14 protein-coding genes and 1 tRNA gene are annotated in these 15630 nt (G+C 70.0%); 10 read left to right on the forward strand and 5 right to left on the reverse strand.

Annotation, left to right across the window (positions count from 1 at the left end; translation table 11 throughout):
* Nucleotides 1-5: 5 nt before the first annotated feature.
* Nucleotides 6-392 (forward strand): barstar family protein, encoded by a 387-nt coding sequence (locus ACFVWW_RS31280; RefSeq protein ID WP_386877801.1) that lies wholly within the window; start codon nt 6-8, stop codon nt 390-392.
* A gap of 87 nt (nt 393-479) precedes the next feature.
* On the opposite strand, the gene ACFVWW_RS31285 is transcribed toward ACFVWW_RS31280, so the two are convergent.
* A complete protein-coding gene (locus ACFVWW_RS31285; protein WP_386877800.1) occupies nt 480-2000 on the reverse strand; it encodes an ankyrin repeat domain-containing protein in 1521 nt (506 codons plus the stop codon).
* Nucleotides 2001-2025: 25 nt separating this feature from the next.
* Nucleotides 2026-2973, reverse strand: coding sequence for a hypothetical protein (locus tag ACFVWW_RS31290; protein WP_386877799.1), 948 nt, complete (start codon nt 2971-2973; stop codon nt 2026-2028).
* A 310-nt stretch (nt 2974-3283) separates the two neighbouring features.
* On the opposite strand from ACFVWW_RS31290, the gene ACFVWW_RS31295 reads away from it, so the two are divergent.
* From ACFVWW_RS31295 to ACFVWW_RS31320, 6 genes are all read left to right on the forward strand, one after another.
* Nucleotides 3284-4093, forward strand: coding sequence for a S1 family peptidase (locus tag ACFVWW_RS31295; protein ID WP_384187956.1), 810 nt, complete (start codon nt 3284-3286; stop codon nt 4091-4093).
* A gap of 161 nt (nt 4094-4254) precedes the next feature.
* On the forward strand, nt 4255-4590 hold the full coding sequence (locus ACFVWW_RS31300; protein WP_384187953.1) for a chorismate mutase: 336 nt from the start codon (nt 4255-4257) through the stop codon (nt 4588-4590).
* Between the two features lie 113 nt (nt 4591-4703).
* Nucleotides 4704-4925, forward strand: a complete 222-nt coding sequence (locus ACFVWW_RS31305; protein WP_384187950.1) for a hypothetical protein — start codon at nt 4704-4706, stop codon at nt 4923-4925.
* On the forward strand, nt 4922-5128 hold the full coding sequence (locus ACFVWW_RS31310; protein WP_384187947.1) for a hypothetical protein: 207 nt from the start codon (nt 4922-4924) through the stop codon (nt 5126-5128). The genes ACFVWW_RS31305 and ACFVWW_RS31310 overlap by 4 nt, the downstream gene beginning before the upstream one ends.
* Before the next feature lie 93 nt (nt 5129-5221).
* On the forward strand, nt 5222-7714 hold the full coding sequence (gene pepN, locus ACFVWW_RS31315) for an aminopeptidase N (RefSeq protein WP_384331384.1): 2493 nt from the start codon (nt 5222-5224) through the stop codon (nt 7712-7714).
* Nucleotides 7715-8000: 286 nt separating this feature from the next.
* Nucleotides 8001-9410 (forward strand): lysine N(6)-hydroxylase/L-ornithine N(5)-oxygenase family protein, encoded by a 1410-nt coding sequence (locus ACFVWW_RS31320; protein WP_384187942.1) that lies wholly within the window; start codon nt 8001-8003, stop codon nt 9408-9410.
* A 25-nt stretch (nt 9411-9435) separates the two neighbouring features.
* Here the strand turns inward: ACFVWW_RS31320 and ACFVWW_RS31325 are convergent, their stop codons facing one another.
* Nucleotides 9436-11247 carry a bifunctional metallophosphatase/5'-nucleotidase gene (locus tag ACFVWW_RS31325; protein ID WP_384187939.1) on the reverse strand — a complete coding sequence of 604 codons (1812 nt, stop codon included), beginning with the start codon at nt 11245-11247 and terminating at the stop codon, nt 9436-9438.
* A gap of 194 nt (nt 11248-11441) precedes the next feature.
* Here ACFVWW_RS31325 and ACFVWW_RS31330 point away from each other — a divergent pair, with 194 nt between their 5' ends.
* Together ACFVWW_RS31330 and pyk are read left to right on the forward strand one after the other, a co-directional pair.
* A complete protein-coding gene (locus ACFVWW_RS31330) occupies nt 11442-12164 on the forward strand; it encodes an SIMPL domain-containing protein (protein WP_386877798.1) in 723 nt (240 codons plus the stop codon).
* Nucleotides 12165-12291: 127 nt separating this feature from the next.
* Nucleotides 12292-13725 (forward strand): pyruvate kinase, encoded by a 1434-nt coding sequence (gene pyk, locus ACFVWW_RS31335; RefSeq protein WP_384187934.1) that lies wholly within the window; start codon nt 12292-12294, stop codon nt 13723-13725.
* A 1-nt stretch (nt 13726) separates the two neighbouring features.
* Here the strand turns inward: pyk and ACFVWW_RS31340 are convergent, their stop codons facing one another.
* Together ACFVWW_RS31340 and ACFVWW_RS31345 are read right to left on the reverse strand one after the other, a co-directional pair.
* Nucleotides 13727-14518 (reverse strand): helix-turn-helix domain-containing protein, encoded by a 792-nt coding sequence (locus ACFVWW_RS31340; RefSeq protein ID WP_384187931.1) that lies wholly within the window; start codon nt 14516-14518, stop codon nt 13727-13729.
* Nucleotides 14519-14603: 85 nt separating this feature from the next.
* Nucleotides 14604-14686, reverse strand: a tRNA-Leu gene (locus tag ACFVWW_RS31345).
* Nucleotides 14687-14780: 94 nt separating this feature from the next.
* On the opposite strand from ACFVWW_RS31345, the gene ACFVWW_RS31350 reads away from it, so the two are divergent.
* On the forward strand, nt 14781-15434 hold the full coding sequence (locus ACFVWW_RS31350; RefSeq protein ID WP_384187928.1) for an ANTAR domain-containing response regulator: 654 nt from the start codon (nt 14781-14783) through the stop codon (nt 15432-15434).
* Nucleotides 15435-15630 lie beyond the last annotated feature (196 nt).

The raw sequence follows: 15630 nt of genomic DNA on the forward strand, positions 1-15630 counted from the left end.
GCCTCATGACGGTGACGTATGTGATCGACGGGGCGGAGGTCACCGACCTCGATCGCTTCTGGCAGGTGATCGGCGCGGCCGTGAACGGGCCCGGCGGATACTTCGGGCGCAATCTCGACGCGCTCGCGGACTGTCTGCGCGGCGGGTACGGGACGCCGGACGACGGCGACTTCGTCATCGAATGGCGCCGGCACGAGATCTCCCGCCGGATGCTCGGCCACGAGGAGACCGTGCGGACGCTCCAGCGGCGGCTGGAGCGCGCGCACCCTGACAACAAGGCTGGAATTCAGACGGAGTTGGACCAGGCCCGGGCAGGCCAGGGAGCCACCGTCTTCGACGAGCTCGTGCGGCTCATCGAAGAGGAAGCGCCCGGGGTGCTGCGGCTCAGCTGATCAGCCACGCGTTTCAGGAACCAGAGACCGGCCGGTCCCGGAGGACCGGCCGGTCACACCCGTGCGCCGCTCCCGGCGCCCGCCGGGTCACCCCGCGAGGCGGCGCCGGGGAAGGGTCCGCTCCAGCCGGCGCCGGTCCGGCCCCTCCGGTACGTACCGCACCGCGTCCACCGCCGTCCGCCGCGCATACCCGTCCGGGTCCTCGTCCGCCAGAATCCGGGCCAACGCGTCGACCGCCCGCGGGTCCTGACGTACCGCCAGGCCCTTGGCCGCCTCCGCGGCCGTGTCCGGGTCCGGATCGTTCAGCCGGGCCGCCAGCGCCTCGCGGATCGGGTGTGTGTCCGCGGCCACGCCCGCCAGCGCCACCACCGCCCGGTCCCTGACCGAGGCGTCGGCGTCCCGGCTCAGCAGGGTCAGCGCCCACACCCCGTCCTGATGGTCACCCGGTACGAGCCCGGTCAGCGCCAGCGCGGCCCGGCGCCGTACCTCCGCGTCCGGATACCCGGTGTGGCGCAGGATCTCCGGGAGCGCGGCCGGGTCGCCGTGCTGGCCCAGCCCCTCCACGACCGCGCGGACCAGCTCCGGTTCCGCGGCCCGCCGGGACAACTCCCGCAGCAGGGGCACCGCACGGGCCGTGAACGGCCGCTGCCCGTCCGCCGCGCCCAGCCGCGCCAGTACGTCGGCGGCGAAGGCCTGCCGCAGCGGCTCGTCGCTCGCGCACCACGCCGCCGCGGCCTTGAACGTCTCCTCGTCGCCGCGTCGCCACAGCGCGCCCACCGCCTCGGTCCAGTCGTCCCGGCCGGGATCCCCGCAGCTCAGCGCCCGTCCCGCCAGCTCCTCGTACGGCGTCGCGAGGCCCATCTCCGCTTCGAGTATCGTCGCGACGGCCGCGTGCCCGGTCTGCTGCTCGCGCCCGGCCGTCGGCGTGCCGTCCCGCAGCAGCTCGACGACGACGGTCACCGAGCCGTCCTCCTCGATCCGGCGCACCACCGTCTCGTAGCCGTCGCCGTAGGCGCGCAGCAGCCCGTCCCGCAGCTCCTGTTCCACATCGAGCGTCATCCAGCGCCGCGCCTCGGCGAGCGCCGCGCCCTGCGCGCCGTCCTGCGCCCCGGCGCCGTACCGCATCAGGACCCGTACGGACGGCGTGGAGCCGCGGCGGGCGGCCAGCAGCAGCGGCGGCTCGCCGCCGGGGCCGGGCAGATCGGGGTCGGCGCCGTACTCCAGCAGAGCTTCCAGCGTGTCGGGGAACCCCTGGACGACCGCCCAGGCGACCGCGGTGAAGCCGAACTCCTCCCGGCTGTCGGGCCGCGCGCCCGCGGCGAGCAGGGCCCGTACGACCTCGGTGTGTCCGCCGCACGCGGCGCCGCACAGCGGCAGATCCCCGCCGTCGGGGCCGCTCGCCCGCTCGGGGTCGGCGCCCGCCGTGAGAAGCAGCCGTACCAGGCCCGCCTCGTCGCTGACCGCCGCGAGATACAGGGCCGTCTGGCCGTCCTGGTCGGTCGCCTCCGCGGGCACGCCCGCCCGCAGCAGCCGTACAACGGTGTCGTCCGCGCCACCGTGCACTGCCGCGAACAGGTCCTCAACACCCGCTGTCGGCTCTTTGGTCATACTTCGACCCTACGTGCGCGGTCGCTCAGGTGTCGCAATCCAGCACGGTCCCGCACAGCCCGCACCGCGCCCGGACCCGTCCCTGGACGGCCACCCGGATGCGCTGATGGCAGGTGGGGCAGGGGAACGAGACGCGCAGCCCGTCCGGCAGCCGCTCGAAGGCGTACGGCGAGGAGGGGTCCGGCGAGGAAGCGTCCGGGGGGACGCCGGGGTGGTCGAGCGCGTGGCGGCGCTCCTTGGCGTAGCGGTGCCGGCCCGTCCATCCCGCGGTGGTCAGCGGCGGCCGCTGTTCGTCGGCCAGCGCCTGTGTCCTGCCCTTCGTGTACGACGTGTAGCCCTGCGGGCTGGTGAACCAGATCCTGGGGTCCTCGTCGAAGACCAGCGCGCGCTTGGCGAGGACATAGCCGAACTCCTCGGGCGTGAGATAGCCGAGCTTCTGGCTGGAGTCGCGGTCCTCGCGGTAGGCGTCGAGCAGCAGCCAGCCCGCGCCGAGATAGGTCGTCGCGGTGTCGGTGAGGATCTCGTTGTCGCGGGTGCCGGGGAAGCTCAGCCCGAGGCGGTGCAGCAGGACATGGGTGATCTCGTGGGCGAGGGCGGCGCCGATGTCCCGGCGATGGGTGCGGAAGCGGTTGTTCAGCTCGACGAAGTACTCGGGCCCCGCGGTCAGCTCGACGCTCGCCGCGTGGCGCATCTCACGGAAGCTCACGATCACGCGCGCGTCGGGCAGACGCAGCTGCTGCACCAGGGCGTGGGCCACCCGCTGGGTGCCGAGATAGAGATCGTCCTGATCGGAGAAGGCCACATCGGCCGGGGCGACGCTGGGGGCGTACGAGCGGATGCCGTCGGGGGAGAGCCGCTTGTAGAGCGCGGTGATCGCCGCCCGCGCGGTGTCGAGATGCGGATAGCCGTGCACGACCTCGCCGCCGTTCGCCACGCCCGTACCCCCCTGAAGGACGGTCAGTCCGGAATCCATCGTACGGGGGCGTGCCGGAGATGCGCCCGACGTGCTGGTTGTGCCGGTGAGGCGTCCGATGCGCGGAGGTTTGGAGGGGGAGGTGTCCGGTGACCGGACGGCGACCGGTGGAGAACCCCTTGAGGTGGCTGAAATTAGGTTCTTGTGGGGTGGCTGATCTCCTCCGCATAATCCGGATCACGCTTTCTTGTCGGGCCCATGTCATCGCAACGCAACGCGCGTTGACTCGGGTCCTTCCGCGTACGCAGGGCCCCCACGCAATGCCACCGAGCTCCACCCCCACAGCAGCTCCCCCACGAAAGGCATCCTGATGACTGTTCTGAGCACCCTCAAGAGATGTGCCGCCGCCGGCGCCGTCGTCCTCGCAGCCGTCAGCCTCAACCTCACCTCCGCCTCCGCCGCGCCCGCGCCGGTCGCCAAGACCCAGGCGGCCGCCCCCATCGCGCCGCCCGTCGTCGGCGGCACCCGCGCCGCGCTCGGCGAATTCCCCTTCATGGTCCGGCTCTCCATGGGCTGTGGCGGCGCGCTGTACTCGCCGACCGTCGTCCTGACCGCCGCGCACTGTGTGAGCGGATCCGGCAACAACACCAGCATCACCGCCACCGCGGGCGTCGTCGACCTGCAGAGCTCCAGCGCCATCAAGGTCAAGTCGACCAAGGTGCTCCAGGCCCCCGGCTACAACGGCGCGGGCAAGGACTGGGCGCTGATCAAGCTCGCCTCCCCGATCAACCAGCCGACCCTGAAGATCGCCACCACCACGGCGTACAACACCGGTAACTTCACCGTCGCCGGCTGGGGCTCCGCGACCGAGGGTGGCGCCCAGCAGCGCTACCTCCTCAAGGCGACCGTGCCGTTCGTCTCCGACGCCAGCTGCAACTCGTCCTACGGCGGCGACATAATCGCGAGCGAGGAGATCTGCGCCGGTTACGCCCAGGGCGGCACCGACACCTGCCAGGGTGACTCGGGCGGTCCGATGTTCCGCAAGGACAACGCCGGAGCCTTCATCCAGGTCGGCATCGTGAGCTGGGGCAACGGCTGCGCCCGTCCCGGCTACCCCGGTGTCTACACCGAGGTCTCGACCTTCGCCTCCGCCATCGCCTCGGCCGCGGCGACTCTGTGACGCGTTGACGCGTAGCGCGTAAGTCCTCGCTCGTACGAGGCAGCCGAGGAGGGACAGGTGGTGGGCGCATCGGCCCACCACCTGTCCCTCCTTCGTCCGTGGGATCCCGCATCCTGATCACCCCCGGGGTTCCCGGCCCGGCCGGTCTAAGCTGCCGGACCATGACCACGAGCGACCCCGGCATCGACGACTCCGTACGCGCCGAACTGAACCGTCTGCGCGAAAGCATCGACAACATCGACGCGGCCGTCGTCCATATGCTCGCCGAGCGCTTCAAATGCACCCAGCAGGTCGGCCTCCTCAAAGCCGAACACCAGCTCCCCCCGGCCGACCCGGCCCGCGAGGCCCGCCAGATCACCCGCCTGCGCCAGCTGGCGGAGAGCGCCAGACTGGACCCGGCCTTCGCCGAGAAGCTGCTCAACTTCATCATCGCCGAGGTGATCCGCCACCACGAGACGATCGCGGGCGAGACCAGGGACAGCGACGACGGTCAGTAGCCCGCGCCCCGGCGCGAGGACACCGGCCGGCTCACCGGCCCCGCGTACTTCGTACGAGCGAAGACGCCGCACACAACTGGTAGCCGACGCACGCCGGGCCTAGCGTGGGTGCCATGACGACACGAGTGCCGATCGGCCATCTCGTCGCCGTGCTCGGCCCGCCGGACCCGGAGCAGCGCGTCATGGAGGACCTCGTCCGTACCGGCACGATGGACCTGGAGAACGCCGAGTCGGCACGTGGTCTTGGAGACTGGCAGCCACTGCCCGTCGGCCCTGCTCCGTCGGCCGGAGTCTCCGAAGTCCTGCTGGCGATGCGTGATCAAGAGGACCGTTGATCTACCTCGACCTCATCCGGACCGAAGTGGCACTCACACTCGTACGTGCGGATGCGGACCCCGAAGCCGGTGACGCCGCCGACATCCACCTGGCCTGTGCCGAACAGCTCGAACAGGCGCTGACCGCTTTCGTCACCTACGACAAGCGGTTGGCCGCCGTCGCGGGCGAGCGGGATCTGCCGGTCCGTACCCCCGGCGCATAAGGGCGGCGCCGTCCGGCGCCGGAGCGGGGCCGTGCGCTGACAGCGCAAAGAACACTGCTGCGCCGCCCTCCGGCCATCGGGCAGCATGGCTCCATGTCCGTACTGACGCGCGACGAAGCGCAGACCCGAGCCCAGCTCCTCGACGTCCACCGATACACGATCGCTCTCGATCTGACGACCGGCGAGGACACCTTCGACTCCAGGACCGTCATCCGGTTCACCGCGCGGGCGGCCGGGGACACCTTCGTCGAGCTCAAGCCCGCCACCCTGCGCTCCGTCACCCTCGACGGACAGCCCCTGGACCCCGCGGCGCTCGTCGAGAACCGGCTCGCGCTCACCGGGCTCGACGCGGGTGAGCACGAGCTGCGCGTCGAGGCGGACATGCGGTACTCCCGCACCGGCGAGGGCATGCACCGCTTCACCGACCCGACCGACGGCGAGACATACGTCTACACCCAGCTCTTCATGGAGGACGTCCAGCGCGTCTTCGCCGCCTTCGACCAGCCCGACCTGAAGTCCGTCTTCGAACTGACCGTCACCGCCCCGGACGGCTGGACCGTCCTCGGCAACGGGGTCGCCGAGCGGACCGGGGAGCGCCACTGGACCCTCGCCCCCACGGTCCTCATCTCCACCTACCTCGTCGCCGTCGCGGCGGGCCCCTGGCACTCCGTACGCACCGAACACGCCGGACTGCCCTTCGGCATCCACTGCCGGCGCTCCCTCGCGCCCTACCTCGACGCCGACGCCGACGAGATCCTCGACATCACCCGCGCCTGCTACGACCGCTACCACGAGAAGTTCGAGGAGCCGTACCCCTTCGACTCGTACGACCAGGCCTTCGTCCCCGAATTCAACGCGGGCGCCATGGAGAACCCCGGCCTCGTCACCTTCCGCGACGAGTTCGTCTACCGCTCCGCCGTCACCGAGACCGAGCGGCAGACCCGCGCCATGGTCATCGCCCACGAGATGGCCCACATGTGGTTCGGCGACCTGGTCACCCTCGCCTGGTGGGACGACATCTGGCTCAACGAGTCCTTCGCCGAGTACATGGGCTACCAGACCCTCACCGAAGCCACCCGCTTCACCGACACCTGGGTCGACTTCGGGATCGGCCGGAAGTCCTGGGGCTACGACGCCGACCAGCGCCCCTCCACCCACCCCGTCGCCCCCGACCCGGACGCCGTCCCCGACACCGCGTCCGCGATGCTCAACTTCGACGGCATCTCGTACGCCAAGGGCGCCTCCGCGCTGCGCCAGCTCGTCGCCTGGCTCGGCGAGAAGGACTTCCTCGCCGGCATCAACATCCACTTCGCCCGGCACAAGTTCGCCAACGCCACCCTCGCCGACTTCATCGACTCCCTCGCCGGCGCCACCGACCGCGATGTGCACGCCTGGGCCGAGCAGTGGCTCCGTACGACCGGCGTGGACACCCTCACCCCCGAGGTCACCGGCACCGGCACCGAATGGACCCTCGATGTCGTACGGGACGGCAGCCGCCCGCACCGCATCGCCGTCGGAACGTACGACCTCGACCCCGCCGACCCCAGCCTGCTCGTCGAGCGCGAACGCCTCGAACTGGACCTGCCGCTCACCGGCGGGCCCACCACACGCCCCGGCCGCCGCCCCGCCCTCGTCGTCCTCAATGACGGCGACCTCAGCTACGCCAAGGTCCGGCTCGACGCCGCGTCCTGGGACACCGCCCTGCGCGCCCTCTCCGGCATCCCGGGGCCGCTGACCCGCGCGGTCATCTGGAACGCCGCCCGCGACATGGTCCGCGACGGCGAACTCGCCCCCACCGCCTACCTCGACGCCGCCCGCGCCCACCTCCCGCACGAGACGGATCTCGCGCTCGTCCAAGGCGTCCTCACCTTCGCCGCCACCCAGATCACCGACCGCTACCTCGGCCCCGAGGACAGGACCGCCGCCCTCGCGACCCTCACCGCGATCTGCCGCGACCTGATCCGCAGGACCGAGGACGGCCACAACCCCGGCCTGCGCCTGACCGCCGTACGCCACTTCATCGACGCCGCCACCCAGCCCCACGCCCTGCAGGACTGGCTCGGCACCGGCAGCGTCCCCGGCGGCCCGGAACTCGACCCCGAACTGCGCTGGCGCGTCCTCACCCGCCTCGCCGTCCTCGGCGCCGTCGACACGGCCACCATCGCCGCCGAACTCGACCGCGACCCCAGCGCCACCGGCCAGGAAGGCGCCGCCCGCTGCCGCGCCGCCCTCCCCGACCCGGATGCCAAGGCCGAGGCCTGGGCCCGAATGTTCAGCTCGGACGATCTCTCCAACTACCTGTTCACCGCCACGGCCAAGGGCTTCTGGCAGCCCGAACAGGCCGAGCTGGTACGGGAGTACGTGCCCCGCTACTACCCCGACGCCGTGGCCCTCGGCGACCGCAGGGGCCCCGCCATCGCCGAAGCCGCGGGGCGCTACGCCTTCCCGGAGCACGCCGTGGACGAGGAATCGCTGCGCCTCGGCCGGGAGACCCTGGACAGCGCGGACATGATCCCGGCGCTGCGCCGCAAGCTCGCCGACCAGCTCGACGATCTGCACCGGGCGCTGCGGGTCCGCACCGCCTGACCGCGGAGGCCGGGCGCCCGCGCCGCGCGCGCAGGGTGCACCGCCCGCCTCACCGCCCCGGTACCGGTCGTACACACGTACGGCCGGTACCGGGGCGGCTGCCCATAGCAGAGAGGGCGATTCCACCTGCCCCGCACCACGCGGCAGTCCCACTTTCGGGTTCGGTTCGACGGGCTCCACGCGCACCGCCACCGATCCCCGGACACCCTGTGTACGAGCGGACCCCGCCGCCGACCTGGACCGCACCGCTCGTACTCGTGGAAGCTCGTGGAAGGCAGCACCGCCGATGACCGACCACCCCACCGGACCCGACCACCCCCACGACCTGGTGGGCATCGGCATCGGCCCGTTCAACCTCTCCCTCGCCGCCCTGGCCGACGGCATCCACGGCGGCCTCGCCGCCACCTTCTACGAGCAGCGCCACGCCTTCCACTGGCACCCCGGCCTGCTCCTCGAAGGCGCCACCCTCCAAGTGCCCTTCCTCGCCGACCTGGTCACCCTCGCCGACCCCGCGAGCCCCTGGTCCTTCCTCAACTACCTCAGGGCCCGCGACCGGCTGTACCCCTTCTACTTCGCCGAGCGCTTCCACATCCAGCGCGCCGAATACGACGCCTACTGCCGCTGGGCCAGCCAGCGGCTCCCCGGACTCCACTTCGGCCACCAGGTCGACGCCGTCCGCTGGAACCCCGAGCGCGGCCTCTTCGAAGTCGACTTCACCCAGCTCCACCCCGACGGCGACGCCGAAGCCCTGGGCCGCGCCTACACCCGCCACATCGCGCTCGGCATCGGCACCGAGCCGTACGTCCCCGACCCGCTCCAGCCGCTCGTCGACGCCCCCGCCGTCCCCGTCGTCCACTCCGCCGACTACCTCGACCACCGCGAACGGCTGCTCGCCGCCGAGCACATCACCGTCATCGGATCAGGCCAGTCCGGCGCCGAGATCTTCCTCGACCTGCTGCGGGCCCGCCCCGCCGGAGCCGAGAAGATCCACTGGCTGGCCCGCACCGAAGCCTTCGCCCCCATGGAGTACTCCAAGCTCGGCCTGGAACAGTTCACGCCCGACTACACCCGCTACTTCCACGCCCTGCCCGAGCAGGTACGCGACGACCTCGTCCCCCGCCAATGGCAGCTCCACAAAGGCATCGACGCCGGCACCATCGCCGCCATCCACGACGAGCTGTACCGGCGCACCCTGCACGGCGGCTGGCCCGACGCCGTCCTCACCCCCGGCGTCACCGTCCGCACCGCGGGACGCGTCGCCACCACCAAGGTCGAACTCCATCTGGAACACGGCCGGCAAGCCACGAGGACCCGGCTCACCACCGACGCCGTCGTCCTCGCCACCGGCTACCGCGAACGCCCCCTCGGCCGGCTCCTCGCCGGACTCGACCCCTACCTGCGCCGGGACGCGTCGGAACGCCCCCAGATCGACGAGCACTACCGGCTCGCCCTCGACCCGGCCGTCACCGGCTCCGTCTACGTACAGAACGCCGAACGGCACACCCACGGCGTCGGCGCCCCCGACCTCGGGCTCGCCGCCTGGCGCAGCGCCACCATCCTCAACCACCTCACCGGCACCGAGCCCTATCCGCTGCCCCGGCGCACCGCGTTCACCAGCTTCGGACTCGAAAAAAGGGACCAGACCCGCCCGGTGCCCGCACCGAGGGGTCTGGTCCCGCTCACCGACCCGCGCTGACCGGTCAGAAGACCGACCTGACCGGTCAGAAGACCGGCGTACCGTCCCGCGTCAGCTTCCAGTCCACCGAGGCGAACGCGGCCGGGTCGACCGTGCCCGCCGCCTTCACCCACGTGATGATCGTGTTGCGGATCTCGTCCGAGTTGGACCACAGCTGCTGAGCGGCGGCCACATGCGGGAAGTTCCCGCCGCCGCTCGCCCGGTAGTTGTTGACCGCCAGCACGAACTGCGCCGCCGGGTCCAGCGCCTTCCCCTCGAACTGCAGATTCGCGATCCGCGACCCCTCGGGCTTCGCGATGTCGATCTCGTACGTCACGCCCGACACCACGTCGTAGTTGTAGTCCGGCGTGTTGCCCGCGTTGGTCAGCTTCGAGGTGTCCACCGGCGCACCCGCCGCCGTCTGCACGTAGTAGCGCGCGGAGAACTCCAGGTACTCCTTGATCTGCGCCCCCGTCAGCAGCCGCGCCTCCATCGTGTTCTCGAACGGGTACAGCCCCGCCGCGTCCTTGATGGTCACCTGACCGGCCGGGATCTTCGCCGTACGCGAGAAGCACGACGCCTGTGACAGCACCGGCAGCGCCGCGTACTGGCCGCCCGCCAGCGCCGCCTTCACCGTCTCCGCCTGGACGTGGTTGATCAGATCGATGATCGGCTCGTCCTTCCACGGCGCGTCGACCGTGGACATGGCGGCGGTCGACGTACCGATGACCTGGTTGACGTACGCCACGACCTTGCGGTGCTCGTCCGAGAGCAGCCGGGTGATCTTCGTGTCCTCGACGGACGTGTTCGAGTTGAGCACCTGCGAGCCGGCCTTCTCGACCGTCCAGCCGCCCCGCTCCCACACCAGGTCGAAGTCGAAGAGCGTCAGTCGCTGGCCCCACTTGGCCGGCTCGGAGAGGACGACCTCCTTGCCGGTCTTCTTGTTGACCACCCGGCGCTCCGGGATCTCCGCGTGCGCGTGCCCGACCAGAATCGCGTCGATGCCCGGCACCTGCTCGGCCACCAGCGTCGCCGCGTTCTCCACGTACGGCACCTGGTCGCCGTACGACGACTTGCCGTCCGTACCCGAGTGCGCGGAGACGATGACCACGTCGGCGCCCATCGACCGGAGCTTCGGCACCCACTTCGCGGCCTGCTCCTCCAGACCCGGGAACGTCATCTTGCCCTGGACGTTCGCCTTGTCCCAGATCGCGATGCCGGGGTTCGTCAGGCCGATGATCGCCACCCGGACATCCTGGCCGTGCGGCGTCCGCAGCTTCTTGATCACATAGGGCGGGAAGGCCGGCTTGAGCGTCTTCGCGTCCAGCGCGTTCGCACCGAGCAGCGGGAAGTCGCACTGCTCCTCGAACTTGCGCAGCACCGGAATGCCGTAGTTGAACTCGTGGTTGCCGAGCGCCGCCGCGTCGTAGCCGATCGCGTTCATCGCCTGCGCCATCGGGTGCACGGGACCGCGCTTGGCGGTGATCGGGTCGACCTTGGCGTAGTAGTACGACAACTGGGTGCCCTGAATGGTGTCACCCGCGTCGATCAGCAGCGTGTTGTGGCGGCCCTTCTCCTTACGGATCTTCTCGACCAGCGTGGAGATCTTCGCGAGCCCGATGTCATTGTGGGCCGCGTCGTCGAACTCCTTGTCCGTGAAGTAGTCCCAGTTGAAGACGTTGCCGTGCAGATCGGTCGTCCCCATCACGGTGAACGAGTACCGCTTCTGCGGACGCCCGTGCCCGTGACCATGGCCGTGGCCGGTGGCCTCGGCCGGCATGGCCGCCCCACCCACGAGCGCCACACCGGCACCGGCGGCGGCCGAGTGGCCCAGGAACGTCCTTCTGTTCAGCGGCATTTCTTCTCCTTCGGTTCCATTGCACAACGCGCGTAGATTCTGGCTCAAAAGCACCCCGCCGCAACACCCCCGAAGGGTTTCAATCAGGTGTCTGCCGATTGTCGTACCGGGGTGCGAGAGTGTTCCTGGTGCCGCGACCGGCAACATCGCCGCGAGGGGCACCAGCCCGCGACCGCCGTACGAGGAGCCGCTCCGTGATCACCGACGCACCGACCCCCGCCGCGCCCTACGGCACCCCGGAAACGCCGAGGGTCGCCGTCCGCGGCGAAGCCCGGCTGGAGGTCGACCCGGAGATCGCCAGAATCAGCATCGCCGTCGGCGCCCGCGGCACCGACCGGCGCAGCGCACTCGCCGACCTCACCCGGCGCAACGCGGACGTCCTCGCCCTCATCAAGACCTACGGCGACTCCGTCGAAAAACTGGAGACCGGCGCCTTCTCCATCAGCCCCGAACTCACCCGGCACGGCCGCGGCGAGCGCGTCCGCGCCTACCACGGCAGCGTGCACCTCGCGGCCGAACTCTCCGACTTCACCGCCCTCGGCGAACTCACCACCCGCCTCGCCGACCTCGAACTCACCCGCGTCAGCGGACCCTGGTGGTCACTGCGCCCCGACTCCCCGGCCCACGGCGAAGCCCGCCGCCAGGCCGTACGGGAAGCGGTCCAGCGCGCCCGCGAATACGCCGAGGCACTCGGCGCGCGGCTCGCCGCCCTCGTCGAGCTCGCCGACCTCGGCGCCGAGAACAGCCTCGGATACGGCATGCCCGCCGCCCCCGCCGGCGCGCGCGGCAGGGCGGCCTACGGAAGCGCGGAAGGGGCGGACGCGGCCCCCGCCCTCGACCTCGAACCGCAACGCCAGACCGTCTACGCCCAAGTGAACGCGCGCTTCACCATGACCCCGCCGGATCTCACTTCCTGACGGAAAAATGCTCATCGGAGCGCCCCCGCGCACAATTCAACACTTGTCAATAACCCTTCATGCAAAGGTTGTTGAGTAGTCATGCGCGGCCAATTCTCTACCCGCCGGTAAGGTCTAGGCTCGACGTATGCGCCGAGCAAAGATCGTCTGTACCCTGGGGCCCGCCACCGACTCATACGACCAGATCAAGGCACTGGTCGAAGCCGGAATGGACGTCGCTCGCCTCAACCTCAGCCACGGCACCTACGCCGAACACGACGAGCGCTACCAGCGCGTACGCAAAGCCGCTGACGAGACCGGCCGCAGCGTCGGAATCCTCGCCGACCTTCAAGGTCCGAAGATCCGCCTCGGCCGCTTTCGAGAAGGACCTGTACTCCTTGAACGCGGCGACGAATTCACCATCACCGTCGAACCCCTCGAAGGCGACCGCCACACCTGCGGCACCACCTACGAAGGACTCGCCGCCGACGTGACCACCGGGGAGCGCATCCTCGTCGACGACGGCAAGGTCGCCCTCGAAGTCACCGGCGTCGAAGGCCCCCGCGTCCACACCCTCGTCATCGAGGGCGGCATGGTCTCCGACCACAAGGGCCTCAACCTCCCCGGCGTCGCCGTCTCCGTCCCCGCGCTCTCCGAGAAGGACATCGACGACCTCCGCTGGGCGCTGCGCACCGGCGCCGACATCATCGCCCTCTCCTTCGTACGCAGCGGAGAGGACATCAATGACGTCCACCGCGTCATGGATGAGGAAGGCCGGCGGATCCCCGTCATCGCCAAGATTGAGAAGCCGCAGGCGGTCGAGAATATCGACAGCATCGTCGCGGCCTTCGACGGCATCATGGTCGCCCGTGGCGACCTGGGCGTGGAGATGCCCCTCGAACAGGTGCCGATCGTCCAGAAGCGCGCCATCAAACTGGCCAGGCGCAACGCCAAGCCGGTCATCGTCGCCACCCAGATGCTCGACTCGATGATCGACAACTCCCGCCCCACCCGCGCCGAGGCCTCCGACGTCGCCAACGCCGTGATCGACGGCACGGACGCCGTGATGCTCTCGGGCGAGACCAGCGTCGGCAAGTACCCCATCGAGACCGTCAAGACGATGAGCCGCATCGTCGAAGCCGCCGAGGAAGACCTGCTGTCCAAGGGCCTGCCGACCATCACGGAAAGCAGCAAGCCCCGCACCCAGGGCGGCGCGGTCGCCCGCGCGGCCGCCGAGATGGGCGACTTCCTGGGCGCGAAGTTCCTGGTCGCCTTCACCCAGTCGGGCGACACGGTCAAGCGGCTCTCCCGCTACCGCTCCCCGATCCCCCTCCTGGCCTTCACCCCCGACCCGGCCACCCGCTCCCAACTGAGCCTCACCTGGGGCGTGGAGGCCTTCCTCGGCCCGCATGTGGAGTCCACGGACGCGATGGTCGCCCAGGTCGACGACCAGCTCCTCAAGATCGGCCGCTGCGACACGGGCGACATCGTCGTCATCACGGCGGGCTCCCCGCCGGGAGTCGCGGGCTCCACGAACCTGGTCCGCGTCCACCACATCGGCGAGGACGACAGCCCGAAGTAGGTCAGTACTTGGGCCCGACGCGCGCGTCCATGAGGGCGACGGACGCGCGCTTGGCGACGGATATGTTCTGTACGGTCCGGCTCTGGTTGGCGGGTTTCCACTCGACGCCGACCGAGTCGAGGGCGTCGGTGAAGAGCCGCAGGATGTCGCCGGACGCGTTGGAGAAGAAATAGCGCGGGTATTCGTAGCGCTTGCGCTCGCCGCCGATGATCTTCTCGGTCCAGTTGGTGATGCGGCAGCCGTCGGAGTGGATGAGCCCGCGTATGAACTCCCACGGATGCTCATCGACGATCTCCTGCTGCCAGGCGGCGAGTTCGATTTTCCGCTCGTGCTTCTTGCCGGGGCCGTGTTGGGGAAACAGGCAGGCGAGGTGTTTGAAATAGACCTTGATGTTCTGGCAGCCGCTCCGGCGCAGGCGACAGATCGCATTGTGCGGGAACACGGCCCGCAGGGCGGCCTCGGCCGCGTCCTGTAAGCCGGGCCATGCGTCGTCCATCGTGATCATTAGGCTGGGGGACCGGTGCTTCACGTAGTGGCTGATGTGGCCGTCGCCGAGATAGAGCGCCAGCAGGTAGGCGTACGCGGCCTTGTCGAGCGAGCGATCGTCGCAGAGGGGGCAGAGCAGCGAGGGGCGTGTGCCCACCCGCTCACCGCGCTTCTTACGGTCTTCGTGGCGCCACCAGTTGATGGTGCCGGAGGGCACCTGCAAAAGCCGTGCGACATCCGCGTTCTTGGCTCCGCCGCGCAGCAGTGCCAGCGCCTTCTGTCGTACGGCAGTACCGTGGTAGTTCATAAGCACACTCTGAGTGACAGAGGGTCACTCGGAGTACAAAAAAGTGGATGTTCACGAGAACGTGAACATCCACTTCCTGCTTCTGTACCGGGTGCGGGACTCGAACCCGCAAGCCCTCACGGGCAGAGGTGTTTGAGACCTCCGTGTATACCGTTCCACCAACCCGGCTCGGCGCTGCACGGAAGTCTACCGGGTCACCCGACCGTGGCGCCCCTAGGTAGGCTCATGGGGAGCAGCATCCTGTCTGGAACGAGGAGCCACCGTGACCGCCCCCGAGTCGCCCCAGCCCGTCGACGATGACGACAAGTCGCACGTCCCGCCGCTGACGACGCGTGTCGTCATCGCCGAGGACGAGGCCCTGATCCGTCTCGATCTCAAAGAGATGCTCGAGGAAGAGGGCTATTCGGTCGTCGGTGAGGCCGGTGACGGTCAGCGGGCCGTGGAGCTGGCGCGGGAGCACCGGCCGGATCTGGTGATCCTCGATGTGAAGATGCCAATCCTGGACGGGATCTCCGCCGCCGAGAAGATCGCCGAGGAGTCCATCGCACCGGTCCTGATGCTGACCGCGTTCTCGCAGCGCGATCTGGTGGAGCGGGCCCGGGACGCCGGGGCCATGGCGTATCTGGTGAAGCCGTTCAGCAAGAGCGATGTGGTGCCGGCCATCGAGATGGCGGTGTCGCGGTTCACCGAGCTGAAGACGCTGGAGCAGGAGGTCGCGGACCTCACGCAGCGCCTGGAGACGCGCAAGCTGGTGGATCGGGCGAAGTCGATCCTGCAGACGCAGTACGGGCTGACGGAGCCGGCGGCGTTCCGGTGGATTCAGAAGACGTCGATGGACCGGCGGCTGTCGATGCAGCAGGTCGCGGAGGCGGTCATCGAGGACGCGGACGAGAAGAAGGCCACGAAGGGGCAGTAGCCCACCGGCTGGCGGCGACACGCGGAAGGGCCCGCCCCGGGGAGATCCGGGGCGGGCCCTTCCGCGTGCGTACGGTGACCGTAAGGCGCGCGTACGGCTCAGAGCCTGTCGGATGACCTCTGATCGGGCGGCCACGCCCTGGCACGCACGCTTCCCGCGTTGCCGAAATGCCCTAGTAGCTCCGCTACGAGGACAT

This window comes from Streptomyces sp. NPDC058198 (assembly GCF_042882605.1).
Taxonomy (GTDB): domain Bacteria; phylum Actinomycetota; class Actinomycetes; order Streptomycetales; family Streptomycetaceae; genus Streptomyces.